At 56.8% G+C, this 23575-nt stretch carries 20 protein-coding genes; 13 read left to right on the top strand and 7 right to left on the bottom strand.

The features are described from left to right. The gene (amaB, locus tag U2949_RS15535; RefSeq protein ID WP_407654195.1) at nucleotides 1-1530 is read left to right on the top strand and encodes an L-piperidine-6-carboxylate dehydrogenase; all 1530 of its coding nucleotides are present in this window, start codon (nucleotides 1-3) and stop codon (nucleotides 1528-1530) included. Between the two features lie 154 nt (nucleotides 1531-1684). Continuing rightward, nucleotides 1685-3088, top strand: coding sequence for an amino acid permease (locus U2949_RS15530; RefSeq protein WP_321288666.1), 1404 nt, complete (start codon nucleotides 1685-1687; stop codon nucleotides 3086-3088). Nucleotides 3089-3136: 48 nt separating this feature from the next. Here U2949_RS15530 and U2949_RS15525 read toward each other — a convergent pair whose 3' ends face one another. The 4 genes from U2949_RS15525 to U2949_RS15510 form a co-directional block, all read right to left on the bottom strand. Next, nucleotides 3137-4438 (bottom strand): sulfate adenylyltransferase subunit 1, encoded by a 1302-nt coding sequence (locus U2949_RS15525; RefSeq protein ID WP_026485482.1) that lies wholly within the window; start codon nucleotides 4436-4438, stop codon nucleotides 3137-3139. Continuing rightward, complete coding sequence (gene cysD / locus U2949_RS15520; RefSeq protein ID WP_321288663.1) at nucleotides 4438-5349, bottom strand: sulfate adenylyltransferase subunit CysD; 912 nt, start codon at nucleotides 5347-5349, stop codon at nucleotides 4438-4440. The genes U2949_RS15525 and cysD overlap by 1 nt, the downstream gene beginning before the upstream one ends. A 9-nt stretch (nucleotides 5350-5358) precedes the next feature. Then, nucleotides 5359-6096, bottom strand: a complete 738-nt coding sequence (locus tag U2949_RS15515) for a phosphoadenylyl-sulfate reductase (protein WP_042488733.1) — start codon at nucleotides 6094-6096, stop codon at nucleotides 5359-5361. A 186-nt stretch (nucleotides 6097-6282) separates the two neighbouring features. Then, nucleotides 6283-7173, bottom strand: a complete 891-nt coding sequence (locus U2949_RS15510; protein ID WP_026485485.1) for a DMT family transporter — start codon at nucleotides 7171-7173, stop codon at nucleotides 6283-6285. 152 nt (nucleotides 7174-7325) lie between these two features. Between U2949_RS15510 and U2949_RS15505 the strand changes: the two genes are divergently transcribed. The 3 genes from U2949_RS15505 to ahpF all read left to right on the top strand — a co-directional run bounded on the left by U2949_RS15505 (nucleotide 7326) and on the right by ahpF (nucleotide 11226). After that, the gene (locus tag U2949_RS15505; RefSeq protein WP_321288661.1) at nucleotides 7326-8762 is read left to right on the top strand and encodes an aminotransferase-like domain-containing protein; all 1437 of its coding nucleotides are present in this window, start codon (nucleotides 7326-7328) and stop codon (nucleotides 8760-8762) included. 191 nt (nucleotides 8763-8953) lie between these two features. After that, a complete protein-coding gene (ahpC, locus tag U2949_RS15500) occupies nucleotides 8954-9517 on the top strand; it encodes an alkyl hydroperoxide reductase subunit C (RefSeq protein ID WP_009454841.1) in 564 nt (187 codons plus the stop codon). 116 nt (nucleotides 9518-9633) lie between these two features. Continuing rightward, nucleotides 9634-11226 carry an alkyl hydroperoxide reductase subunit F gene (gene ahpF / locus U2949_RS15495; protein WP_321288658.1) on the top strand — a complete coding sequence of 531 codons (1593 nt, stop codon included), beginning with the start codon at nucleotides 9634-9636 and terminating at the stop codon, nucleotides 11224-11226. Between the two features lie 656 nt (nucleotides 11227-11882). On the opposite strand, the gene U2949_RS15490 is transcribed toward ahpF, so the two are convergent. Further along, complete coding sequence (locus tag U2949_RS15490) at nucleotides 11883-12791, bottom strand: LysR family transcriptional regulator (RefSeq protein ID WP_321288656.1); 909 nt, start codon at nucleotides 12789-12791, stop codon at nucleotides 11883-11885. A gap of 263 nt (nucleotides 12792-13054) precedes the next feature. Between U2949_RS15490 and U2949_RS15485 the strand changes: the two genes are divergently transcribed. The 8 genes from U2949_RS15485 to U2949_RS15450 all read left to right on the top strand — a co-directional run bounded on the left by U2949_RS15485 (nucleotide 13055) and on the right by U2949_RS15450 (nucleotide 21478). Then, nucleotides 13055-14578, top strand: a complete 1524-nt coding sequence (locus tag U2949_RS15485; protein WP_257724180.1) for an acetyl-CoA hydrolase/transferase family protein — start codon at nucleotides 13055-13057, stop codon at nucleotides 14576-14578. A gap of 146 nt (nucleotides 14579-14724) precedes the next feature. Next, entirely contained in the window at nucleotides 14725-15360 is a 636-nt protein-coding gene (gene leuE / locus U2949_RS15480; RefSeq protein ID WP_257724179.1) for a leucine efflux protein LeuE, read from the top strand. Between the two features lie 63 nt (nucleotides 15361-15423). After that, nucleotides 15424-16410 carry a diaminopimelate dehydrogenase gene (locus tag U2949_RS15475; RefSeq protein ID WP_321288653.1) on the top strand — a complete coding sequence of 329 codons (987 nt, stop codon included), beginning with the start codon at nucleotides 15424-15426 and terminating at the stop codon, nucleotides 16408-16410. Between the two features lie 134 nt (nucleotides 16411-16544). Beyond that, nucleotides 16545-16736 carry a YqaE/Pmp3 family membrane protein gene (locus U2949_RS15470; protein WP_009454854.1) on the top strand — a complete coding sequence of 64 codons (192 nt, stop codon included), beginning with the start codon at nucleotides 16545-16547 and terminating at the stop codon, nucleotides 16734-16736. 86 nt (nucleotides 16737-16822) lie between these two features. Further along, nucleotides 16823-18409 (top strand): ABC transporter ATP-binding protein, encoded by a 1587-nt coding sequence (locus U2949_RS15465; RefSeq protein ID WP_321288651.1) that lies wholly within the window; start codon nucleotides 16823-16825, stop codon nucleotides 18407-18409. Next, complete coding sequence (locus tag U2949_RS15460) at nucleotides 18396-19457, top strand: ABC transporter permease (protein WP_026485492.1); 1062 nt, start codon at nucleotides 18396-18398, stop codon at nucleotides 19455-19457. The genes U2949_RS15465 and U2949_RS15460 overlap by 14 nt, the downstream gene beginning before the upstream one ends. Next, nucleotides 19457-20374, top strand: a complete 918-nt coding sequence (locus U2949_RS15455) for an ABC transporter permease (RefSeq protein ID WP_009454860.1) — start codon at nucleotides 19457-19459, stop codon at nucleotides 20372-20374. Before U2949_RS15460 ends, U2949_RS15455 begins: the two co-directional genes overlap by 1 nt. A 24-nt stretch (nucleotides 20375-20398) precedes the next feature. Beyond that, the gene (locus U2949_RS15450; protein WP_257724175.1) at nucleotides 20399-21478 is read left to right on the top strand and encodes a BMP family ABC transporter substrate-binding protein; all 1080 of its coding nucleotides are present in this window, start codon (nucleotides 20399-20401) and stop codon (nucleotides 21476-21478) included. A 229-nt stretch (nucleotides 21479-21707) separates the two neighbouring features. On the opposite strand, the gene U2949_RS15445 is transcribed toward U2949_RS15450, so the two are convergent. Further along, nucleotides 21708-23114, bottom strand: coding sequence for an MATE family efflux transporter (locus U2949_RS15445; RefSeq protein ID WP_257724174.1), 1407 nt, complete (start codon nucleotides 23112-23114; stop codon nucleotides 21708-21710). A gap of 3 nt (nucleotides 23115-23117) precedes the next feature. Then, nucleotides 23118-23555, bottom strand: a complete 438-nt coding sequence (locus tag U2949_RS15440) for a PaaI family thioesterase (RefSeq protein ID WP_257724173.1) — start codon at nucleotides 23553-23555, stop codon at nucleotides 23118-23120. Between the last annotated feature and the right edge of the window lie 20 nt (nucleotides 23556-23575).

Here is a 23575-nt window from a genome sequence, read left to right as displayed (position 1 = left end):
ATGACTTACACAAGCATGACGCAGACAAGCGAACTGGTACATTCCACCCTGGCCCAATTGGGTGTGACGGCTGCGCTGGATGTTCAAGGGGGAATGTCGGTGCGCTCGCCTATCGACGGGGGCATTCTGGCCCATCTGCGGCCTCACAGCAGCGAGGAGCTTAGCAAGGCGATTGCTCGTGCCCATGATGCCTGGCAGGTGTGGCGTACCGTGCCTGCGCCGGCACGAGGTGAGCTGGTTCGACTGCTGGGCCAGGAGCTGCGGGCTGAGAAGCAGGCTTTGGGCCAGTTGATTTCCCTGGAGGCTGGAAAGATTACGAGTGAGGGCTTGGGTGAAGTTCAGGAAATGATTGATATCTGCGACTTTGCGGTGGGTTTGTCCCGACAGCTCTACGGTTTGACGATTGCCTCTGAGCGGCCTGGTCATCGCATGCTGGAAACCTGGCATCCATTGGGAGTGGTCGGGGTGATCACCGCTTTTAATTTTCCCATGGCGGTGTGGGCCTGGAATACTGCGCTGGCCTTGGTGTGTGGCGATGCCGTGATTTGGAAGCCCTCCGAAAAAACACCCTTGTGCGCCCTGGCGTGCCAGGCGGTCTTTGAGCGGGCAATGGCGCGGTATGAGGCCGGGCCGGCGCACCTGAGCCAAGTGCTGATTGGGGGGCGCGAAGCCGGAGAGCGACTGGTCGATGATCCCCGGGTGGCGCTGGTGTCGGCCACCGGCAGCACACGGATGGGTCGGGAAGTGGGTCCTCGTGTGGCGCGTCGTTTCGGGCGCGTTTTGCTGGAACTGGGGGGCAATAACGCCGTTATTGTCACGCCTAATGCGGATCTGGATCTGGCGGTCCGGGGGATTGTCTTTGCGGCGGTCGGGACGGCGGGGCAGCGCTGTACAAGTACACGACGCTTGATTGTGCATCGCAGTGTCAGTGAGCAACTGGTAGAACGGCTCAAGCAGGTGTATGGCAAGCTCAGGATTGGCAATCCATTGCAGGAAGGAACGCTGCTGGGACCGTTAGTCGATCGGGCCTCTTTTGAGGCGATGCAGACCGCACTGGATGCGGCGCGTGCTCAAGGGGGGCGGGTTAGCGGTGGCGAGCGGGTACTGGAGGATGAGTTCGCATCGGCCTATTACGTCAGACCAGCCATCGTGGAAATGGACAGCCAGACCGATACGGTACGGCAGGAAACCTTTGCACCTATTTTGTATGTGCTGCGCTATGAGAACCTGTCCGAGGCACTGGCGCTGCAAAACGATGTTCCGCAAGGCCTGTCGTCCGCCATTTTCAGTAATGACTTGCGTGAAACTGAGGAGTTTCTGTCGGCCAGCGGCTCGGATTGCGGTATTGCCAACGTCAATATTGGTACTTCCGGGGCGGAGATCGGTGGCGCCTTTGGTGGGGACAAGGAAACCGGCGGGGGCCGCGAGTCCGGTTCCGATGCCTGGCGTGCTTATATGCGCCGGGCGACCAATACCATCAACTACTCCCGAGAATTACCCTTGGCGCAGGGGGTGAAGTTTGACCTCTGACGCTGCCTGAGTGTTCGGACGGAGGGGCCTAGCCGATGATCGGCAGGGTCTGGCTGTCGGGTGACGTGCGCCTATAGCAAGCGAAGCATATCGTCGGGGCGCACCGGGCGGGTCAGAACTGCCCCGCCATTGAATAAAAAGCGAGGAGACAATAATGACCATGCCTGAACAGGCAGGCCAGGGTGCGCTCGCGCACGGCCTGAACTCAAGACAGATGTCCATGATCTCTATCGCGGGGATCATTGGTGCCGGACTGTTCATTGGATCAGCCAATGCCATCGCGAAGACCGGGCCGGCAGCGGTACTGTCCTATATCTTGACGGGAGCATTGGTGCTGCTGGTCATGCGGATGTTGGGCGAGATGGCTGTCGCCAATCCTGATAGTGGTTCATTTTCCACCTATGCCGCGCGGGCAATCGGGCCCTGGGCGGGTTTTTCCATTGGCTGGCTGTATTGGTGGTTCTGGGGCTTGATCATTCCCGTTGAAGCCATTGCCGGGGCCTATATCTTGCATCAATGGATGCCGCATATCCCTTCGTGGCAGTTTTCCATTGTCATCATGGTCGCCTTGTCGATGACCAATCTGTTTAGTGTCAAGAATTTTGGCGAGTTTGAGTTCTGGTTTGCCTTGATCAAGGTGCTGGCCATCATTGTGTTCATTGTGGCCTGTCTCTGCGCCCTGAGCGGCTTCTGGCCCTGGGTTGACGGGGGGAAGGTGCCGATGATTCCCGTGTTCAGCAACTTCGCGCCGCAAGGCATGGGCGCCGTGCTGGCGGGTATCCTAATTACGATGTTTTCATTTTTTGGGGCGGAGATCGTGACGATTGCCGCCGCCGAAACTGATAACCCGCAGGAAAAGATACGTAAGGCGACCAATCTGGTGGTCTACCGTATTTCCCTGTTTTATGTGTTGTCGATTTCCTTGATTGTGCTGATCGTCGGTTACGACGATCCCAGGCTGATGCAGGTAGGGTCATTTCAGCGCACGCTGGAAGTTCTTCGCTTGCCTGGAGCTAAGCTAGTTGTGGATGTAGTGGTACTGATTGCGGTGACTTCCTGTATGAACTCCGGCTTGTATACGGCCTCTCGAATGATTTACTCCCTGTCCGTCCGTGGTGATGCTCCTGCTTGTATTGCCAGGGTATCGTCCAAAGGTGTGCCTTATAACGCCGTACTTGTATCGACCTTGGCCGGTTTTGCAGGCTGCCTGGTGAACTATCTCTTGCCTGGACAGGTGTTTTCGTTCTTGCTATCCACAACGGGTGCGATTGCCCTGATCGTTTATTTGGTGATTGCTGTGTCCCAGCTACTGTCGCGTCGCCAGGCAGAAAACTCAGGCATAGATTTGCCATTCAAGATGTGGTTTTTCCCCTGGCTGACCTATTTGTCCATCGTGCTGATCTTGGCGGTGCTGGTGTATATGGCGATGGTGGAGGCGTACCGCTATCAGTTAGCCATGACTTTGGGTGTGAGCGCGTGTATTGTGCTGGCGGCATTAATGAGGCTCAGGCGCGGTTCAGCACGGGGCCGGTCTGTCAGGCAGCAAAAGGCGTCGTGATCTTATAGGGTGCCTGCGGCAAGACGTGGGTCTGCCGCAGGCTGTTCTTTATACGCGCTTCTGGACCAGACCAGCAGCCACGGTCTGGTTCGTGCTGGGGTCAATCAGGATGAAAGAGCCCGTGCTGGAATGATTCTGATAATCGTCCAGCACCAGTGGATCACGGCTGACCAGGCTGACACGGCCAATATCATTCAAGGACAAGGTGCCAGTGGCTTGCTGCTCTTGCAGGCTATGTACATCGCGCAAGGCATGAACGGCTTGCACCTTGGCTTGGGTCAGGCGTGTGCCTTGCTTTAACCAGTAAGAGCGGGTGGTGTTCAAGGCCTGCTCGTCCAGCCAGCACAACTGCGCATCAAAGTGTTTGCTGGTGCTTACCTCTTCATGGGCCAGTGTCAGCAAATCGCCCCGTGAAATGTCCAGTTCACGATCCAGCACCACAGTCACGGCGTCCCCGTCGCTGACAGAAGTTTGTTCCGTACCCGCGCGAAACAGCTGTGTGATCACCGCCGTTTTTCCGCTAGGCCACACCTGAACGCTATCGCCCACCTGGATGCGGCCGCCATTGAGCTGACCGGCGTAGCCACGGAAACCATCAGCACGGCTGCCGCCATGACGCGCCACCCATTGCACAAACAAACGGGCAGGGCGTTGAATGTTCTCGCGCAGATCCAGCGATTCCAGTAAAGGCAACAGCGGCAAGCCTTGATACCAAGGTGTGTGCGGCGATGCCTGGGTGATGTTCTCGCCCTTCAAGGCCGAAAGCGGAATGATGTGAAAGTGCTCAATCCCCAGCTGCGTAGCCAGTTGGCGATAGGCCTCGTGGATACGGTTGAACACGGCCTGATCCCAATCGACCAGGTCCATCTTGTTTACCGCTACCACGATATGACGCAGGCCCAGCAGCTTGGCAACGGTGCTGTGGCGCTTGGTCTGGGTCAGCAGTTCACCGTCTTGGGCGCGATGCGCATCAATCAGGATGATGGCGGCCTGGGCGGTGGAGGCTCCCGTAATCATGTTGCGGGTGTACTGTTCGTGACCGGGGGTGTCGGCCACGATGAATTTGCGTTTGGGGGTAGCGAAGTAGCGATAGGCCACATCAATCGTGATGCCTTGTTCGCGCTCGGCTTCCAGGCCGTCGGTCAGCAGGGCCAGATCGGGTTCAGCGTCTTCGCCACGCTTGTATTTGGAGCGTTGGATAGCCGCAATCTGGTCGGCAAACACGCCCTGGCTGTCCACCAGCAAGCGGCCAATCAAGGTGGATTTTCCGTCGTCCACGGAGCCAGCAGTAATCAGACGCAGCACGCCCTGATCGGCAGCCTGCAGCCAGGCGTCATTGACTGTGTTCATTAGAAATATCCTTGTTTCTTGCGGTGTTCCATGGAGGCTTCGGAAGTCTGGTCATCCATGCGGGTGGCACCGCGCTCGGTAATGGTGGCCAAGGCGGTTTCAGCAATAATGTCTTGCACGGAGGCGGCGGTAGAGAGCACCGGGCAGGTGCAGGAAATATCCCCTACGGTGCGGAAACGTACATCGCGCCATTCAGAAGTTTCACCATCCAGCAGGGGAGTCAGCGGGGTGATGGGAACGATCAGGCCTTGACGCTCCACCACTTCGCGTGAGTGGGTGTAGTAGATGGATGGCAGATCAATGGCCTCACGCTGGATGTATTGCCAGACGTCCAGTTCGGTCCAGTTGGAAATCGGGAAGACGCGCAGGTTCTCCCCCTTATGAATGCGGGTGTTGAACAAGTGCCAGAGCTCGGGGCGTTGCGCTTTGGGGTCCCATTGGCCGAATTCGTCGCGAAAGGACACGATACGTTCTTTGGCACGGGCTTTTTCTTCGTCACGGCGGGCACCACCGAAACAGGCATCAAAGCCAAATTCGGCAATCGCTTCCAGCAAGGTGACGGCCTGGGCCCCGTTGCGGCTGGCGGTTTCATTGCGCAGCACGACGGTGCCGCGCGCAATGGAATCTTCCACGCTGCGCACAATCAACTCGGCGTTCAGTTCCGCGGCGCGGCGATCCCGAAATTCAATCACTTCCGGGTAGTTGTGGCCGGTGTCCACGTGCATCAAGGGAAACGGCAATGGGCCGGGCGAAAAGGCTTTCTGGGCCAGTTGCAGCAGCACGGCGGAGTCCTTGCCGCCGGAGAACAGCAGCACGGGTTTTTCAGCTTCAGCCGCGATTTCGCGCAGAATAAAAATGGCCTCGGCTTCCAGCCAGTCCAGATGAGTACGGGTAGAGAGTGGTTCGCCCATGGGGTTCCTTCAGGTGTTGACACTGCTATTCAGATTGCTGGCATGCAGGCCGCATTCCAGGCTGTCGCGCTGTTCCCACCACCAGCGCCCGGCGCGCACGTCTTCACCGGGGCGAATGGCGCGCGTACAGGGCTCGCAACCTATGGAGGGGTAGCCCTGGTCGTGCAGCGGGTTGTAGGGGATGCTCAATCCACGGATCACGGCCCAGACATCGTCCTGAGTCCATTCGATCAAGGGGTTGAATTTCTGCAGCCCAAAAACGCTGTCGTATTCCTTGCTGGAAAGTTCGGTGCGGCTGGCGGTCTGTTCGCGACGCTGGCCGGTGATCCAGGCCGATCGGCCTTGCAAGGCACGGCGCAGCGGCTCCACCTTGCGGATCGCGCAGCATTCTTTGCGCAGTTCCACGCTTTCGTAAAAAGCGTGTGTGCCATGCGTGGTGACGTGTTCCTGCACCCGGTCCGGGTCAGGATGAAAAAACAGGATAGGGCGTTCGTAGTGTTGCTGGATGTCGCGCCCCAATTGCAAGGTCTCTTCGTGCAGACGACCGGTATCCAAGGTGACGGTTTGCAGTTCGGGGGTGTAGATGGACATGGCATGAAACAGCACCATGTCTTCCGCGGCCAGGGAACTGGCCAGAACGGCATCAGCATGTTCGTGCGCGATGACTTGCAGATCGTCGCGCAGCTGTTTCCACAGCATCAGGGGCCGGGCGCTCAGGGCAAGCGCGGCAGGGGCTTGGGCGGGCATGATCAGATGTCCTTGCGGCAATACCAGTACCGGCCCTGCTCAAAACGGAGTCACGTGGGCCGCGCTATTGCCTTACATGGTTCATGGAATGATGAGCCAGTGTGCTTGCGCGAGCCCCCGCTGGGAACGAAGTATTAGTTAGGTGAATATGCCCTTGCTGTATTTAGCCGCCTTGTCATTGTGTTTTCAGGCGCGACGGCTGGCCGCAATAATGGCGATGATGACGATGCAGGACAGCCAGGTCAGCAAGTCCACTTGCTCGCTTAACCACACTGCTGAAATCAGCACGGTCAGAAAGGGCTGGGCCAGTTGTACCTGTCCGATACGAGCTACACCCCCCATGGCCATGGCCTTGTACCAGGGGAAAAAACCCAGCAAGGAAGAGAACAGGGCCAGGTAGAGCAGGGCCATGACAGATTGGGAAGAAGGCATTTCTGTCATGGGAAAGGTCAGCCACAAGGTGGCAGGAATGGTCAGCGGCAAGCTGGCTGCCAGGCACCAGCAAATGGTGCGCCATCCACCCAGGGTACGAGCCACACGGCCACCTTCGGCATAGCCCACGCCGGACATGAACACGGCCAGAGCCAACCAGATATCCCCGGTTTGCAGTGCGCCTTCACCAATATAGAAAGCGTAGAGCAGCACCAGCACGGCACCCAGCAGGCTCAGCATCCAGAAGCGGCGGCTCAAGGGTTCACCGCTACGGGCGGAGGCAACAATGGCGGTGGCCAAAGGAATCAGCCCGCTCAATACGGCCCCGTGCGAGGAAGGCACGGTCTGCATGGCAATCGAGGAAAACACGGGCCAGCCTACGATCACACCCGTACAGGACAGGGCGATGCCGCGCCATTCCGACGCGGTGGGGCGACGGCTGCGGGTCGCCAGCAAGATGATGGCCGCAAACACCCCCGCGATACTGGCTCGCGCCATTCCGACCAGCCAAGGGTCAAAGCTTTGCACCGCCAGCCGCGTCATGGGCAAGGTGAAGGCAAAGACGGTAACCCCGATAAAAGCGTAGAGATAGATCAGCAATGCTGGGGCGGTACTGGGCATGGGAAGACTGGTGCTGCGGCTCATGAAAATCACCACGGATAAGAAATAGGTTTATCACAGCTTTGAGCTTAAAATAAATAAACAATACAGTTGCGATACAGTTCATCAATCAGTCGGCCAAGCTGTACTGGTCAAACTTCCGCTACAGTCGGTTTTCTCGCTTAAAGGTCAGCATCATGGAATGGTTGGATTGGCAGCCCGTGCGCGGTTCGGACGTGACGCTTAGCGATCAGTTGGTTGCCTGGGTGCAGCAGGCCCTGCATTTTCGCTATCGGGGTGGCAGTCGCTTGCCTTCGGTGCGTCGGTTGGCACAGTCTGCTGGCGTCAGCACGCATACCGTTGTGGCCGCCTACGACAAATTGATGGCTTTGGGCCTGGTGGAGTCCCGGCCTGGTTCAGGTTTTTTTGTGCGGGTGCGCAGCCCCCGGCGTTTGCGTTCTGAATCCCTGCATGTAGAAAAGAATGAGCCGCGCAAGATTGATGTGAACTGGATGCTGAACAGCTTCATGGGGCAGAGCGATAGCGCGGGTATTCCCCGTCAGTGGCTGGATAACGAGATGATTCTGGCTGCTTTGCGGCAGGTCAGTCGTAGTGCAGGCTCCAACCTGCTGGGCTATGGGCACTCTCATGGCTATCGACCTTTGCGCCAACATATTGCGGGGCAACTGGAAGATAGCGGCATACAGGCGGACCCTGATACCCAGCTCTTATTGTGCAGTGGCGTTACGCAGGCGCTGGATTTGCTCTTGCGCCATTGGTTGCGGCCCGGTGATGTCGTGGTGGTAGAAGATCCGGCCTGGTATCTGCTGTTCGCCCGTCTGGCCGTGGTCGATGTGCGAGTGCTGAGTGTGCCGCGCCGTGCAGATGGTCCGGATCTGGCGGTCTTGGAACAACTGGCACGCGAGCATCGTCCACGTCTGGTCATCCTGAATACCGTGGTGCATAACCCTACCGGCTTTAGTTTGAGCCCGGCGGTAGCGCACAGCATTCTGACGTTGGCCCAGACCTGGGACTTTCACATTATTGAAGACGACACTTATAGCGAGCTGCATGCCAATCCTGCCTGCCGTCTGGCGCAATTGGATCAGTTGAACCGGGTGACGTTGGTGGGGGGCTATTCCAAAGTCATGGCAGCTGGTTTGCGGGTGGCGTATATGGCAGCAGCTCCTGAACTGCTGCAGTCTTTGGTGAATCTGAAAATGCTGGCAGGGCTGACTTCGCCGGAGCTGGGCGAGCGGGTCATTCACCGGGTGCTGGTAGACGGTCCCTATCGCAAGCATCTGGAGCGGTTGCGCCGTCACGCCAATGCCGACAGGCATAAAACCCTGGAGCAATTGGCGCATGTAGGCCTGGCGCCGGACGCACCTCCCCAGGCGGGCATGTTTGTCTGGGTGGATACGGGTGTGGATACGGAAAGTCTGGTGCGTGCTTTGGGGCGACCAGGGCATTTATTGGTGCCGGGGGCCTTGTTTTCCCCGCAACAGCAACCATCTACATATATGCGTATTAATGTTTCTTTAGGCGACGATGTGCAGTTTTGGCAGGATTTTGCCCGTTGTTTGCGTAGCGCAAAGCAGTCCTCCAGCCCCGTGCCCAGCGAAGTAGCCTTATAGCTTGAACGCTGATAGTTGCACTGTCATCCAGCTCTGTTAGCATAAGTCTGTGCGACGCATAGAAAGAAGTTTTTATGCGACGCGCGATAGCTAATAGCAATGAACGTTATTGCATTAATCAATTTTACTAATCGGCAGTGGCTTCCTATAATGGCTTTACTGTCAATGATTAATCACTCACCGGAGCAAATATGTCTTTGATCAACACCGTCATCAAACCTTTTAAAGCACAAGCTTTTCACAACGGCAAATTTATCGAAGTCAGCAACGAAACCGTTGCCGGTAAGTGGGCTGTTTTTGTTTTCTACCCAGCCGACTTCACGTTTGTTTGCCCAACCGAACTGGAAGACCTGGCTGACCACTACGCCGAATTCCAGAAAATGGGCGTAGAAATTTATTCTGTGTCCACCGACACTCACTTTGCTCACAAAGCATGGCACGACACGTCGGAAGCCATCAGCAAAGTTAACTACCCAATGATCGGTGACCCAACTCATCAGCTGTCGCGCAACTTTGACGTGCTGATCGAAGAAGAAGGTATCGCTTTGCGCGGTACGTTCGTAGTGAACCCAGAAGGCGAAATCAAGGTTCTGGAAATCCACGACAACGGTATCGGCCGTGTGGCTTCCGAGTTGCTGCGCAAAGTTAAGGCTGCCCAGTACATCGCCGCTCACCCCGGTGAAGTTTGCCCAGCTAAATGGGAAGAAGGCGCCAAGACGCTGACTCCTTCCCTGGATCTGGTTGGCAAGATCTAAGACCTTTTAAACACGGGTCTTTAGCGGTGGTCGGCGCGCTGCGCCGCCACCCCGGTGCCTGACCGGTTCAGGCACCCCAAGTTGTTTCGTTCAGTACAGGATAAAGGGCGTTTCACATGTTAGATGCAAACATCAAAACTCAATTGAAGGCATACCTCGAGAAGATCACGCAACCGATCGAGATCGTTGCGACGCTGGATACTGGCGCCAAGTCCGTCGAGCTGCGCGAACTGTTGCAAGAAATTGATGGTCTGTCCGACAAGACCAGCTATCGCGAAGATGCGGATGCGCAAGAGCGCAAGCCTTCCTTCCAAATTAATCGTCCCGGTACCGACATCAGCGTGAGCTTTGCGGGTATCCCGATGGGACACGAATTTACCTCTTTGATCCTGGCCCTGCTGCAAGTGGGTGGCCACGAGATCAAGCTGGATGCCGCTGTGATTGAGCAGATCCGTAATCTGCCCGGCGACTTTGTTTTTGAAACGTATTTCTCGCTGTCGTGCCAGAACTGTCCTGACGTGGTGCAGGCCTTGAACGCCATGTCCGTGATCAACCCACGTATCAAGCACGTGGCGATTGACGGTGCCCTGTTCCAGGACGAGGTTCAGCAGCGCAACATCATGTCGGTTCCGGCCGTGTTCTTGAATGGCGAAATGTTCCATCAAGGCCGTGCCAGTGCGGAAGAGTTGCTGGCCAAACTGGATACGGGCGATAACTCGGCTCGTGCCGAAGCCTTGAACGCCAAGGACGAGTTTGATGTGCTGATTGTGGGGGGGGGGCCTGCAGGTGCTGCCGCTGCTGTGTACGCCGCTCGCAAGGGTATTCGTACGGGTGTATTGGCCGAGCGTTTTGGTGGTCAGGTTCTGGATACCATGTCGATCGAGAACTACATCTCGGTGGTCGAGACCAATGGTCCTGCGTTTGCAACAGCGCTGGAGCAGCACGTTAAAGCCTACGATGTGGACATCATGAATCTGCATCGTGCCCAGGGCATTCGCCGTGAAGGCAAGCAGGTCATCGTGGATGTGGATGGCGGTGCTCAGCTCAAGGCCAAGTCCGTGATTCTGGCTACTGGTGCCCGCTGGCGCGAACTGAATGTGCCGGGTGAGCAGGATTACCGTAACCGTGGTGTGGCGTACTGCCCGCACTGTGATGGTCCTTTGTTCAAGGGCAAGGATGTGGCGGTGGTCGGCGGTGGTAACTCCGGCGTCGAGGCGGCGATTGACCTGGCTGGTTTGGTCAAGCACGTTACCTTGATCGAGTTCGGTGATGCCTTGCGTGCTGACCAGGTCTTGCAGACCAAGCTGCGCAGTCTGCCTAACGTATCGATCATCATGCAGGCTCAGACGACTGAAGTTCTGGGTGATGGCACCAAGGTGGTGGGTCTGAATTATCTGGACCGTGCTACTCAGGAAGCCAAGAGCCTGAAGCTGGATGGTGTATTCGTTCAGATTGGTCTGGTGCCCAACACGGAATGGTTGAAGGATAGCGATGTGGGTCTGTCGCGTCATGGCGAGATCGAAGTTGATGCTCGCGGTGCGACTTCGCTGGCTGGTGTGTTTGCAGCTGGTGACGTAACGACCGTTCCTTTCAAACAGATCGTGATTGCTGCAGGTGAAGGTGCCAAAGCTGCTTTGAGCGCATTTGATTACCTGATCCGTAGTTCGGCTGACGTTGAAGAGCCGGTTGCAGAGAAAGTGACTGCTTAAGTCTTTTTGATTGTTGGACCTGGCTGTTCAAGAGGGCCACCCTGTTTGGGGTGGCTCTTTTTTTTGTCTGTGGGTGGGGTGACAAGTAGTTGTTGTGTATCGGGAGTGCTTCAGCATTGATCGGGTTCTTTGAGAAAGGTCGTCTCAGGAAAGACGCCGCTCAAGCCGTCTGCCCCTGCCTCGGGGCTTGACTACTTGCCGGTGCTGCGCACCGGTACCCTTGTCTGTTCTGGAATCCGGGCGCCCTGTGAACTCACGGGGTACTTGGTCCCCCGGACCAAGTACAAGCGTCCCGCTCGAACAGCACAGGGCTTGCATCCCGGATTCCAGAACAGCCCGCGGCAAGCAGTCTGAATCGCCCCGCGGCAGGGGCAGACGGCTTGAGCGGCTCGATGCATGAGGTGGCGCGATTTTTCAGTCGTTTCATGTACGAGAAATTGGCAGGGATGTGGAACCAAAGAGGTGTTTGACGCTTTATGTTCCATGTGGTGCTTCATAGAGATTGCCTACGCATTAATCCAGGCTCTTCCAAACCGAAGCGATGTCACATAAGAAAGACATGCTCCTGCATGTACATGACAATTCAATGCAATTGGGCCGGCCTTGGCCTAGTGTTGAATACATGATGAGCATTCAAGGGCTAATAAATAGTCCTGCTATAAATCCCCTTCAAGCTCCGGCCAGTTCCCGCCCAACACATCCGCACAGACCTGTAGCCATGCTCTGGCCGCCTGCGACAGATACCGCCCATTCCACAGCAGCGCCACTTCCCAGTTCAATGCCGGTTCCACCACTTCTTTGGCAACCCAATCCCCCGGTTCCAGCCGAGAAAGAAACGGCTGGGGCAACAAAGCGACTCCCATTCCCGCCTGTGCCATGGAAGCCACCCAATCCCATTGATTGCTTTGCGCCGCAATATTCGCCCGCAAGCCCGCGTGGGCGAAAGCACGTCGCAACATACGGGTCAGGGCATAGTCTTCGCCCAGGAAAATCAAAGGATGCTTTTCCAGCTCCCGCAGCTTGATCTTTTTTTGCGTACCGGCCAGCGTATCTTGATGGCCAATCGCCCAAACCGCATGTTTGGCCACGGGGGTGGCCGACACATTCAGCTCCGGCCCCAAAGGCAGAATACTCAGCCCCATTTCAACCGTGCCCGCCGCGACCATGCGCTCGATCCCCATGCCGGTTTCCTCATGCAGAATCAGCTCGATCTGCGGATGCCGGTTCTTGAAGGTCTTGAGCACCTCTGTAAACAGCACATTAATCATGGGTGGAATACCGACATCCAGGCGACCGCGTTGCAGTGCTTGAACTTCATGAACCTCTCGCAGCAAGCCCTGCATGCTCTGCAAAACTTCCTGCCCTCGCTCCAGCACCACTTTGCCGCAATCGGTCAGCTGCAATTGACGATGATCGCGAATCAGCAAGGGCTCGCCCAGCTCATCTTCCAGCTGCTTCACCATCTTGCTGATGGTCGATTGCGTCACGTTCAGGCTCTGCGCAGCTTGCGTAAAGCTTTGATGTTTAACGGTTTCAATGAAGTATCGCAAGGATCGGATGTCCATGATTGGCTGGCCTTTTATCTATGACTTTTACGACTTCTTTGGAGTTATTTTATTCATTATGGCGATGCTATGCTGGCTTTGTTCAAAAAACATAAACGCCTGTTGTCAGGGCGATTTCGGCTTTTTATCTCCGGCTTGTACAGCCCCTATTTTTAAAGCGTGATGTCGTTCTGTTGCGTGAAGATTTCGCCTGGCGCTTTCGGCCCCGGCTCCTTCCGAAAGCAACAACAGGTAGATCAATGACACAGAGACAGGAGCACACGATGTTCAAGGATCGCATTCGTTCCCCCGAATTGGAAGGCAAAGTCATGACCGCTCAGGAGGCAGTCGCCTTCTTCAAAGACGGGATGAATGTCGGCATGAGCGGTTTCACCCGCGCTGGGGACTGTAAGGTCATGCCTCGTGCCTTGGCCGAGCGCGCCCAGACCGAGCAATTAAAACTGAATGTGGTTACCGGCGCTTCGCTGGGTAATGATAGCGACGGCATGATGGCCGAGGCCGGTGTACTGGCTCGCCGCTCGCCGTTTCAAGTGGACTCGGTGCTACGCCGTCATATCAATGAAGGCAAGGTCCTGTTTACCGATCAGCACTTGTCCCTGACTGTAGAGCACATGCGTTCGGGTAACCTGCCTGCCATCGACATCGCTGTCATTGAAGCGGTTGCCATTACAGAAACCGGCGCAATTGTGCCGACGACCTCGGTAGGCAACTCGGCCAGCTTTGCCCAGCAAGCCAAACAAATCATTGTTGAGCTGAACCTGAGCATGCCAGTGGAAATGGAAGGCTTGCACGATATCTATGTGCCCGAGGCTCGCCCCAACCGTCAGCCTATTGAACTGACGGATGTGGACCAGCGTATTGGCACCACCGCCATTCAGGTGGATCCTTCCCGCATCGTGGGTATTGTGGTGACCGATGCTTTGGACAGCCCCTCCAGCGTGCTGCCACCTGATGAAGAAACCCAGGCAATTGCCGGTCACATTATTGAATTCCTGAAAGGCGAAGTGGACGCTGGCCGTATGAGCCACTCCTTGCTGCCCTTGCAGGTGGGTATCGGTACGATTGCCAATGCCGTCACTTACGGTCTGCTGGATTCCCCCTTCACCGACCTGAAGATGTACTCGGAAGTTTTGCAGGACAGCGCGATTGCCATGCTGGACTCCGGCCAGTTGAGCTTTGCCTCGGCTTCGTCCTTGACCCTGTCGGCTCCCAAAATGGCGCAGTTCCTGGAAGGCCTGGAAAACTACCGCGACAAGCTGGTGCTGCGTCCACAGGAAATCAGTAATCACCCAGAATTGGTGCGTCGCTTGGGCATTATTGCGATCAACACCGCCCTGGAATTTGATATCTACGGCAACGTGAACTCCACGCACGTCTGTGGCACCCATATGATGAATGGCATTGGCGGTTCCGGCGACTTCGCCCGTAATGCGCACCTGTCCATTTTTGTCAGCAAGTCCGTCGCCAAGGATGGCGCCATCTCCAGCGTGGTGCCTATGGCATCGCACGTCGACCATTGCGAGCACGATGTGGCCGTGCTGGTTTCCGAATGGGGCCTGGCTGATTTGCGTGGTTTGGCTCCCCGTGAGCGTGCCCGCGTCATCATCGAAAAATGTGCTCACCCCGACTATCGTCCTGCCTTGCTGGACTACGTTGAACGCGCCAGCCAACGTGGCGGTCATACGCCTCACATTTTGGAAGAGGCCTTGTCCTGGCACGTTCGTTTCCAGCAAGAAGGCACCATGAAACAGGAGCAGTTCCAGACCCAGGAACTAGCGACTGCGTAGTCCATCAGGTCTGGTAATGCGTAGCCGAGTCAGTCCGGCAGCGTAGACCTTACAAATTGACCTGATCGCCCCTGGCATTCCACCCGTGCCAGGGGCATTTTTTTAGCGCTAAAATTGCGGATTCTGCTGCGTTTAGCGAGGCCGGCGTGTTCGAACAAATCGGTATTGTCAATTTCTGGGCCTTTGTGGTGGGCACGGTGTTTATCGTGCTTTTGCCCGGCCCCAACTCTTTATACGTCCTGGCCAGTGGCGCCGGACATGGCGTGCGCGAAGGCTATAAAGCAGCCTTGGGCGTTGTGGTGGGCGACGGCATTTTGATGACGCTGACGGCCTTGGGCGCTGCCTCGCTGCTCAAGACGCTGCCCATGTTGTATACGGGCATACGCTGGCTGGGTGCGGCCTATTTGCTGTATCTGGGTGTGCGGCTGTTACAGTCGGCCTTCAGGCAAGGCGGCCCGGTTCAGTCTGTGGACACGCGCTTGCGTCACGAGACCCGCTTTCGCAAAGCCTTGCTCCTGAGTTTGTTGAACCCCAAGGCCATCTTGTTCTTCCTGTCCTTCTTCGTGCAATTTGTGGACCCGTCCAAAGGTCACACGGGCCTAGCCTTTATGTTGCTGGGCCTGGTGGTGGAACTGATCAGCATTTGTTATTTGTCTTTGCTGATTTTTGGCGGAGATCGCCTGGCAGGAATTTTCCGACGCCATCAGCGTCTGTCCCGGATGGGCAATGGCTCGGTGGGGCTGCTCTTCATGGGCTTTGCCGCCCGTATGATCAGCGACTAAGCCAGTTGCTTCAGAGCGCAGCAGTTCTGACAGCACTTATTTATCAGTTTTAAGGAAAACACCATGAGTAGCAAAATCCGTGTCGGTATTGCAGGTTACGGCAATTTAGGGCGAGGCGTAGAGCTGGCCCTGGCACAAAACCCGGACATGGAGCTGGTCAGCGTTTTTACTCGTCGTGACCCTGCTTCCCTGCGTCTGCAAAGTGCAGGCGTGCCCGTGCGCGCCCTGGACCAGATCGAACAGTATCGCAATGATATTGACGTGCTGATTCTCTGTGGTGGCTCTAAAAATGACCTGCCCGAACAAGGCCCGGCCTTGGCCCGCTGGTTCACGACGGTAGACAGCTTTGATACCCACGCCCGTATCCCCGAATACTACGAAGCCGTGGATGCCGCCGCCAAAGGCGCAGGCACGACGGCGTTGATCGCGGTGGGTTGGGACCCAGGCCTGTTCTCGCTGAATCGCTTGTATGGCGAGTGTGTCTTGCCTGTCGGCCAAACATACACCTTCTGGGGCAAAGGCTTGAGCCAAGGTCACTCCGATGCCATCCGCCGTGTGGCTGGTGTAGCCGGTGGTGTGCAATACACCTTGCCTATCGAAGCAGCGGTACAGCGTGTGCGCAACGGGGAGCAGCCCGAGCTGAGCACCCGTGAAAAACACAAGCGTCAGTGCTTTGTGGTCCTGGAAGAGGGCGCCAGCGCCGACGCCGTACGTGAAGCCATTGTGACCATGCCTGACTACTTCGCGGACTACGACACGGAAGTCAACTTCATTGACGCTGAAACCCTGGCACGCGATCACGCGGCCATGCCTCACGGTGGTTTTGTGATTCGTAGCGGTCAGTCCGGTGCAGGTTCGCAACAAGTGGTGGAATACGCCTTGAACCTGGGCAGCAACCCGGAATTTACCTCCAGTGTGCTGGTTGCCTACGCGCGCGCGGCTTACCGCATGAACCAGCAAGGTCAAATCGGTGCTCAGTCCGTGCTGGACGTGGCGCCTGGCCTGTTGTCGCCTAAATCGGCTGCGCAACTGCGTAAAGAACTGCTGTAAATCCTGGTTTCAGGCTGCGGCCCGGCTCAGCTTGCCTGAGTCGGGCTGCAGGTCTTGCTGGTTTGCGCACAAATGATTCAGTCGGTCAATAAAGGGTAAAATAGCGCCCATTCCTCACTACATTGAGTGTTCTCATGCGCTTATTGATCGCACTGCTCCTGCCCTGGTTGGTCTTTTTCACGATCGGTCGGCCTGTAGCGGGCATTATTTGCCTGATTTTGCAGTTGACCGTCATTGGATGGATACCGGCCGCTATTTGGGCGGTATATTCTCTTAGCCAATACAAAACTGACAAGAAAATCGAGCAAGCCCTGGGCAAGCGTTAAGCCCTAGGTTTTCCTTCCTTTTTGCACGTCTGAGCAGGCCAGGATGCGCTTGCTCGGGCGTTTTATACTTTTTTGCTGATACAGCCATGACCCTATCGTCTCCCGTGGGCCATTCTTCTGAGTCCGGTGAGCAAACGGTATCCGTAGACCCCAAGGCTGTGCCACGCCTGGAACTTCGCAATATCACCAAGGCCTATCCGGCGGTGGTAGCCAATGACAATATTTCCCTCTCTATCCTGCCGGGGCAGATTCATGCCGTGCTGGGGGAGAATGGCGCGGGTAAATCCACCTTGATGAAGATTATCTACGGGGTGGTCAAACCCGATCAGGGCCAGATTCTGTGGGACGGCCAGCCCATCCAGATCAGCAGTCCGGCGGCGGCCCGACAGCTGGGCATCGGTATGGTGTTCCAGCATTTTTCCTTGTTTGACACCCTGACTGTCACGGAAAACATTGCATTGGGTCTGCAAGCTTCGACCAATATGCAGGAACTGGCTGGCCGTATTAGCGAGACTGCCAGCCAATATGGTCTGGATCTGGACCCGCAACGTCACATTCATACCTTGTCTGTAGGCGAATGCCAGCGGGTGGAAATTGTGCGTGCCTTGCTGGGCAAGCCCAAGCTGCTGATTCTGGACGAGCCAACCTCGGTATTGACCCCGCAGGCAGTACGCCGCTTGTTTGGCACCTTGCGCCAGCTGGCCGCTGAAGGTTGCAGCATTGTCTATATCAGCCACAAGCTCGACGAAATCCGCGAGCTGTGCAATGCCTGTACGGTCATGCGTATGGGCAAGGTTACCGGCTATTGCGACCCTCGCGAAGAAACCACGGCCAGCCTGTCGCGCCTGATGATTGGTGCCGAGCCTCAGTCTCTGGGTGAGCGCAGCATGCAACAAGGCGGGACGCTCTTGCAGGTGCGTAATCTGCAGTTAAGCAAATCCCATCCTTTTGCCTGTGAATTGCAGGATGTCAGTTTTGATCTGCACCAGGGCGAAATTCTGGGAGTAGCCGGTATTTCCGGTAATGGTCAGCAGGAGTTACTGGCTGCCTTGTCAGGTGAAGATACCCGCGCACGGGCAGACATGATTTTGCTGGATGGTCAGGCCATTGCCCAACGCGATGCGGCTTGGCGACGAGACCAGGGCATGGGCTTCGTACCTGAAGAACGGTTGGGACGCGGTGCTGTGCCGGAATTGTCTCTGGCTCAGAACCTGCTGCTGTCTCATCAGAACCCGGAAACGGTGAAGCGCGGTTTTCTGCGTTTTCCCAGCATTCGCCGTCTGGCAGGCGGGATTATCAAGCGTTTCCGCGTCAAGACTTCCAACGAGCAGGCCGCAGCCAACAGCCTGTCAGGCGGGAATCTGCAAAAGTACATTATTGGCCGTGAGGTCACCCGTCAGCCTCGTATTCTGGTGATTGCCCAGCCCACCTGGGGGGTGGACGTAGGGGCTGCCGCCCAGATCCACGCCGAGCTGCTGGCCCTGCGCGATGCGGGCTGTGCCTTGCTGGTCATCTCTGAAGAGCTGGATGAATTGTTTGCGATTGCCGATCGCCTGATTGTTATCTCCAAAGGTCGTATGTCTCCCTCTATTCCCGTGGCGCAAGCCAGTGTTGATCAGATTGGGCAATGGATGAGCGGTTTGTGGGAGGAGGGTGAACATGCTCAGGCTTGAGACTCGTGCCACGCCCTCTACCTTGATGGCCTGGTGTTCCCCTTTGCTGGCCGTCTTGCTGACCATGGTGGTCGCTGGGACCTTGTTCTGGTCGCTGGGCAAAAATCCTCTGGCGGGCTTGAACGTATTTTTTCTGGAGCCTTTGCGTGACCTGAATGGTTGGGCCGAGGTGGGCGTCAAACTGGTGCCCTTGCTGCTGATCTCGGTCGGTCTGGCCATCTGTTTTAGAGCCAATATTTTCAACATCGGGGCGGAAGGGCAGTTGGTGATGGGCGCCTTGGCAGCCGGGGCCTTTATTCTGCAAGTGGACGATGGCGATAACGGTGGTTTTTTCCTGATTACCGTGGCCTTGGCCTGCGGCATGCTGGGTGGCATGGCCTGGGCCGCTATCGTGGCTTTCCTGAAAGATCGCTTTAATGCCAACGAGATTCTGGTTTCCCTGATGTTGGTCTATGTGGCCCAGCATTTGCTCAGTTATCTGGTACACGGTGCCTTGCGCGATCCCGATGGTTTTGGTTTCCCGCAGTCCAGCCTGTTCTCGGACGGCTTTTTGTTGCCCGCGGTCTTGCCCGGCACGCGCTTGCATAGCGGTATTGTGCTGGCAGTGATTGCGTCGGTGGCGGCCTGGCTTTTCCTGACTCGCAGCATGGCCGGTTTCCGCTTGCGCGTGGGGGGTATGGCTCCATTGGCTGCTCGTTACGCCGGTTTCTCTTCCCGTAAAGCCTTGTGGAGCTCCTTGCTGATTTCGGGGGCTTTGGCCGGTCTGGCTGGTGCAGCGGAAGTCATGGGCCCGGTTGGGCAATTGACTCCTTCTATTTCTCCCGGCTATGGTTTTGCGGCCATTATTGTGGCCTTTGTGGGGCGACTGCACCCGCTGGGACTGATTTTTTCCTCTTTTGTGATGTCCTTGCTCTATATCGGTGGGGAATTGGCCCAAAGTCGTTTGGGCTTGCCCAATGCGATTACCGGCATTTTCCAGGGCATCCTCTTGTTTTCCTTGTTGGCTTGTGACGTGCTCATCACCAAGCGTTTGGTCTGGAGAAAGTAATGGACGCGATTGCACCTTTGCTAGCCGCAACCATCAACGCAGGCACCCCTTTGCTCCTGGCAGCCTTGGGTTTGCTGATTAATGAAAAGTCGGGCGTCATCAATCTGGGCTCGGAAGGCATGATGCTGATGGCGGCCATTGTGGGCTTTGCCGTGGCCGTGCAAACCGGCAGCCCTGCTTTGGGCTTTGTGCTGGGCGCGGTGGTTGGCATGGTCATGGCAGCCGCCTTTGCCTGGCTGACCGTCTGGCTGGGCGCGAATCAGGTGGCTTGTGGTTTGGCCCTGTCCTTATTCGGGGTAGGGGCCTCGGCCTATATTGGCTTGCCCTTTACCGGCAACTCCCTGGTCGTGACCAAGCTGTCCATTCCCGTGCTGAAAGATATTCCCCTGATCGGGCCTGCTTTTTTCCAGCAGCATTACATGGTCTATGTGTCCTGGGTGCTGTGTATTGCCGTGGCCTGGTTCCTGACTCGTACCCGCTCCGGTCTGGTGCTGCGTGCGGTGGGTGAATCGCCCGCCTCGGCGCACTCGCTGGGCTACAACGTGCGCTACATTCGCCTGGGTGCCTTGATGTTTGGTGGTGCCTGCTGCGGTCTGGCCGGTGCCTTCATCTGTCTGGTTTACACGCCCATGTGGGTCGAGAATATGGTTGCCGGGCGCGGCTGGATTGCGTTGGCGCTGACGACGTTTGCAACCTGGCGTCCCTGGCGCGTCATGCTGGGCGCTTACTTGTTTGGTGGGGTCACGATCCTGACCTATCATGCGCAGGCTCTGGGTGTTCCGGTAGCCTCGCAATTGCTGGCCATGATGCCGTATCTGGCCACGATTATTGTGCTGGTTTTAATCTCCCGAAACGCTAACTGGATCAGGTTGAATATGCCTGCATCGCTTGGCAAAAACTTCAATCCCAACAACTAGAGGACTGACATGACTGGAAACTTTATGCGCAAGGCTCTTTTGGCCGCTGCCATCGCTTCCCCCCTGGCCGCCTTGCCTGTGTCCGCTCAGGCAAACGATCAAGAACCCCTGAAAATCGGTTTTGTATATGTCAGCCCTATCGGTGAAGCCGGTTGGACCTGGCAGCAAGACATTGGCCGTCTTGAAATGGAAGAGGCCCTGAAAGGCCGTGTGGTTACTCAGTACGTGGAAAACGTGCCTGAAGGTGCTGACGCAGAGCGCGTGATTCGCGATCTGGCCCAGCAAGGCAACAAGCTGATTTTCACGACCTCGTTTGGCTACATGAACCAGACGCAGAAAGTGGCCAAGCAGTTTCCGGACGTGAAGTTCGTGCACTCTACCGGCTACAAGACGGCTCCTAACGTGGCGACCACCAACGCCCGTTTCTACGAGTCCCGTTACCTGGCTGGCGTGCTGGCTGGCAAAATGACCAAATCCAATGTGGTCGGTTACGTGGGTGCTCACCCCATTCCTGAAGTGCTGCAAGGTATCAACGCCTTCGCCATCGGTTTGAAGAGCGTGAACCCCGAAGCCCAGGTGCGCGTGGTTTGGGCCAATAGCTGGTACGACCCAGGTAAAGAGCGTGATGCAGCGGTCACGCTGCTGGGTCAGGGCGCAGACGTGGTGACTCACCACACCGACTCCACTGCTACCGTGCAGGCAGCTGAAGAAGCGGGCAAGTACGCGATTGCCTACCACTCCGACATGAGCAAGTTCGGTCCTAAAGCTCAACTGGCTGCTGTGACGCACCACTGGGGTGACTACTTCACTCGCAAAGCCACTGAAGTTCTGGATGGTAAATGGCAGAACGACAGCACCTGGGGTGGCCTGAAGTCCGGTATGGCAGCTTTGGAAGGCTTCGGTCCTGAAGTGCCTGCTGACGTGAAAGAGTTCGTTCTGGCCAAACAGGCCGAGATCGTGGCTGGCACACTGCAACCCTTTGCCGCTCCTATCAAGGACAACGATGGCAAGGTGCGTCTGGAATCCGGTTTCCTGGATGACGATGCCTTGAACCGCATGGATTACTACGTGGAAGGCGTGGCCAGCAAACTGCCCAAGCAGTAAGCTGCCCAGCAGTCTGTAGATAAACAAAGCCCCGTGTCGGACTCTCCGACACGGGGCTTTGTTATAAGTGGCCCGTGTGGCTTTTCAGGCTGCTGCTGGGATCAAGCCCGAGCTTGTTCGGTGTTTGTTCCGGGGCTGGTTTGTCATCCGTTCAGGAAGACAAAGCTGACGCACAGAGCTGCAATACAGAGTCGCCATGCAAAATTGATCTATGGAACCGACCTCAGAACTATGCTGCCTGTGCAGGCCGCTTGCGGCCCAAGCGTGTCGATGCCCGCATCCAGCGCAGCGTCATCAGCACGGCAACCACAGACAAACCTGTCACCAGCCCGATCCAGATTCCCATCCCGCCCATATTGAACTGGAAGGCCAGCAAAGAGCCCGTAGGAACGCCCAGCACCCAATACCCTAGCAAGGCCAGCAGCATGGGTATGCGCGTGTCATGCAGGCCGCGTAGCATCCCTGCAGCCACGGCCTGAGCACCATCACTGATCTGAAACAGCGCCGCCAGCGCCAGGAAGGTAATGGCCAGCTGAATAACGGCCTGGTTTTCGGCGACATCCAGATCCAGGAACAGACCAATCAGGGTCAAGGGGGCGAACCAGAACACCAGAGCTGCCAGCCCCATGAAGCCCACCCCCAGAATGTAGGAAATCCAGCCGGCACGGCGGGCACCCAAAGGATCGACCCGGCCTGCAGCCAGCCCCACACGGATGGTGGCAACCTGACTGAAGCCCAAAGGAATCATGTAGGACACCGAGCAGATCTGCATGGCAATCGCGTGTGCGGCCAGATCAGATTGCCCCAGTACGCCCATCATCATGACGGCGGCGTAAAACACCAAGGTTTCCAGGGTGAAGGTAATCGCAATGGGGATGCCCAGCGCCCACATTTTCCACAGACGCTTCACACTCCACTGCCAGGCATCGTTGAACAGGTAGTAGCGTCGGAAGCGCGGATCGCGCAGTACCACCCAGCTCAAACCTGCGAACATGAAGATGCTGGACAAGGTGGTGGCCAGACCTGCGCCTGCCAGTCCCATGGCGGGCATGCCCAGATTGCCAAAGACCAGGAGCCAGCCCAGCACGGCATTGATACCGATCGCGGTAATGGCCACCGCCAAAGTCCATCCCGGCTTTTCCATGGCGGCCAAGAAGGAGCGCAGCACGATGTAACCCAGATAGGGCAGCAAAGCCCATTGCAGGGTGTGCATATAGGTCACCGAGCGCGCCGCGACAACGGGGTCCTGGCCCATCATCAGCAAAATATGCTCGGCATTCCACAACACAATCCAGGCAGGCAGGGTAATCAGTAAAGCCGTCAGAAAGCCGTGACGGATGATTTGCTGGGATTCGCGTACATTGCGCAGTCGTCGGCCCAGCGTTGTGGCCAACATGGGAACGACAGCGGACACCAGCCCCATGCTGAAAATCATGAAGGCCTGATACAGACTGGCGGACAGTGAACCGGCAGCCAGCTCATCAGGGCCCAGTCGGCCCATGTAAATCAGGTTGGTTGCCAACAGGCTGACTTGAGCCAGGTTGGTCAGAATCAGGGGGCCGCCCAATCGCAGGGAGGATTGCAGCTCCGCCAACCAGAGCTGGCTCGGGCTGGTAGTTTGAGACTTTGCAGACATGGTTTATTTGGCGCGAGGCAGGGACCAGGTGCTGATAACTTGTGCGACAGCCGGGCCACCGTCGGCCGGTTCCAGCAGCACATCGCCCGCGCAGGTACGGCCGGTCTTGTGAATCCGGGCATGAGCCAGAATATCGCCGGGAGGGGCCTTGCGCAGGAAATTGATGGTCAGGCTGGAGGTGACAGCATCGGGGTTGCCCGTGGCTCCGACTACAGCGGCATACAAGGCCAGATCAGCCAGCCCCATCAGCATGGGGCCTGCCACCATGCCGCCCATGCGCTGGTGGGCATTGCGCTCGGGCAAGCGCAAACAGGCGTTGTCGTGGCCTATGTGGACAACATCAATACCCAAAACGGCGGCAAAGGGATGCAGACGCTCCAGAAGATCACGAAACTGAACAATATCGATTTTAGGCTCGGGTGCAGAGTGTGTGCTGGTCATGACGTCGTCACTGAAAAGAA

The sequence above is a fragment of the Alcaligenes phenolicus genome (assembly GCF_032063905.1).
GTDB lineage: Bacteria > Pseudomonadota > Gammaproteobacteria > Burkholderiales > Burkholderiaceae_B > Alcaligenes > Alcaligenes phenolicus.
The sequence above is the reverse complement of the archived record's forward strand: the minus strand, read 5'-3'. Positions and strand labels throughout refer to the sequence as shown.

Bases quoted from the DNA above. Each gene is read 5' to 3' on its own strand.
- amaB (WP_407654195.1), top strand. From the start codon at position 1: ATGACTTACACAAGCATGACGCAGACAAGCGAACTGGTACATTCCACC.
- U2949_RS15530 (WP_321288666.1), top strand. From the start codon at position 1,685: ATGACCATGCCTGAACAGGCAGGCCAGGGTGCGCTCGCGCACGGCCTG.
- U2949_RS15525 (WP_026485482.1), bottom strand. From the start codon at position 4,438: ATGAACACAGTCAATGACGCCTGGCTGCAGGCTGCCGATCAGGGCGTG.
- cysD (WP_321288663.1), bottom strand. From the start codon at position 5,349: ATGGGCGAACCACTCTCTACCCGTACTCATCTGGACTGGCTGGAAGCC.
- U2949_RS15515 (WP_042488733.1), bottom strand. From the start codon at position 6,096: ATGCCCGCCCAAGCCCCTGCCGCGCTTGCCCTGAGCGCCCGGCCCCTG.
- U2949_RS15510 (WP_026485485.1), bottom strand. From the start codon at position 7,173: ATGAGCCGCAGCACCAGTCTTCCCATGCCCAGTACCGCCCCAGCATTG.
- U2949_RS15505 (WP_321288661.1), top strand. From the start codon at position 7,326: ATGGAATGGTTGGATTGGCAGCCCGTGCGCGGTTCGGACGTGACGCTT.
- ahpC (WP_009454841.1), top strand. From the start codon at position 8,954: ATGTCTTTGATCAACACCGTCATCAAACCTTTTAAAGCACAAGCTTTT.
- ahpF (WP_321288658.1), top strand. From the start codon at position 9,634: ATGTTAGATGCAAACATCAAAACTCAATTGAAGGCATACCTCGAGAAG.
- U2949_RS15490 (WP_321288656.1), bottom strand. From the start codon at position 12,791: ATGGACATCCGATCCTTGCGATACTTCATTGAAACCGTTAAACATCAA.
- U2949_RS15485 (WP_257724180.1), top strand. From the start codon at position 13,055: ATGTTCAAGGATCGCATTCGTTCCCCCGAATTGGAAGGCAAAGTCATG.
- U2949_RS15475 (WP_321288653.1), top strand. From the start codon at position 15,424: ATGAGTAGCAAAATCCGTGTCGGTATTGCAGGTTACGGCAATTTAGGG.
- U2949_RS15470 (WP_009454854.1), top strand. From the start codon at position 16,545: ATGCGCTTATTGATCGCACTGCTCCTGCCCTGGTTGGTCTTTTTCACG.
- U2949_RS15465 (WP_321288651.1), top strand. From the start codon at position 16,823: ATGACCCTATCGTCTCCCGTGGGCCATTCTTCTGAGTCCGGTGAGCAA.
- U2949_RS15460 (WP_026485492.1), top strand. From the start codon at position 18,396: ATGCTCAGGCTTGAGACTCGTGCCACGCCCTCTACCTTGATGGCCTGG.
- U2949_RS15455 (WP_009454860.1), top strand. From the start codon at position 19,457: ATGGACGCGATTGCACCTTTGCTAGCCGCAACCATCAACGCAGGCACC.
- U2949_RS15450 (WP_257724175.1), top strand. From the start codon at position 20,399: ATGCGCAAGGCTCTTTTGGCCGCTGCCATCGCTTCCCCCCTGGCCGCC.
- U2949_RS15445 (WP_257724174.1), bottom strand. From the start codon at position 23,114: ATGTCTGCAAAGTCTCAAACTACCAGCCCGAGCCAGCTCTGGTTGGCG.
- U2949_RS15440 (WP_257724173.1), bottom strand. From the start codon at position 23,555: ATGACCAGCACACACTCTGCACCCGAGCCTAAAATCGATATTGTTCAG.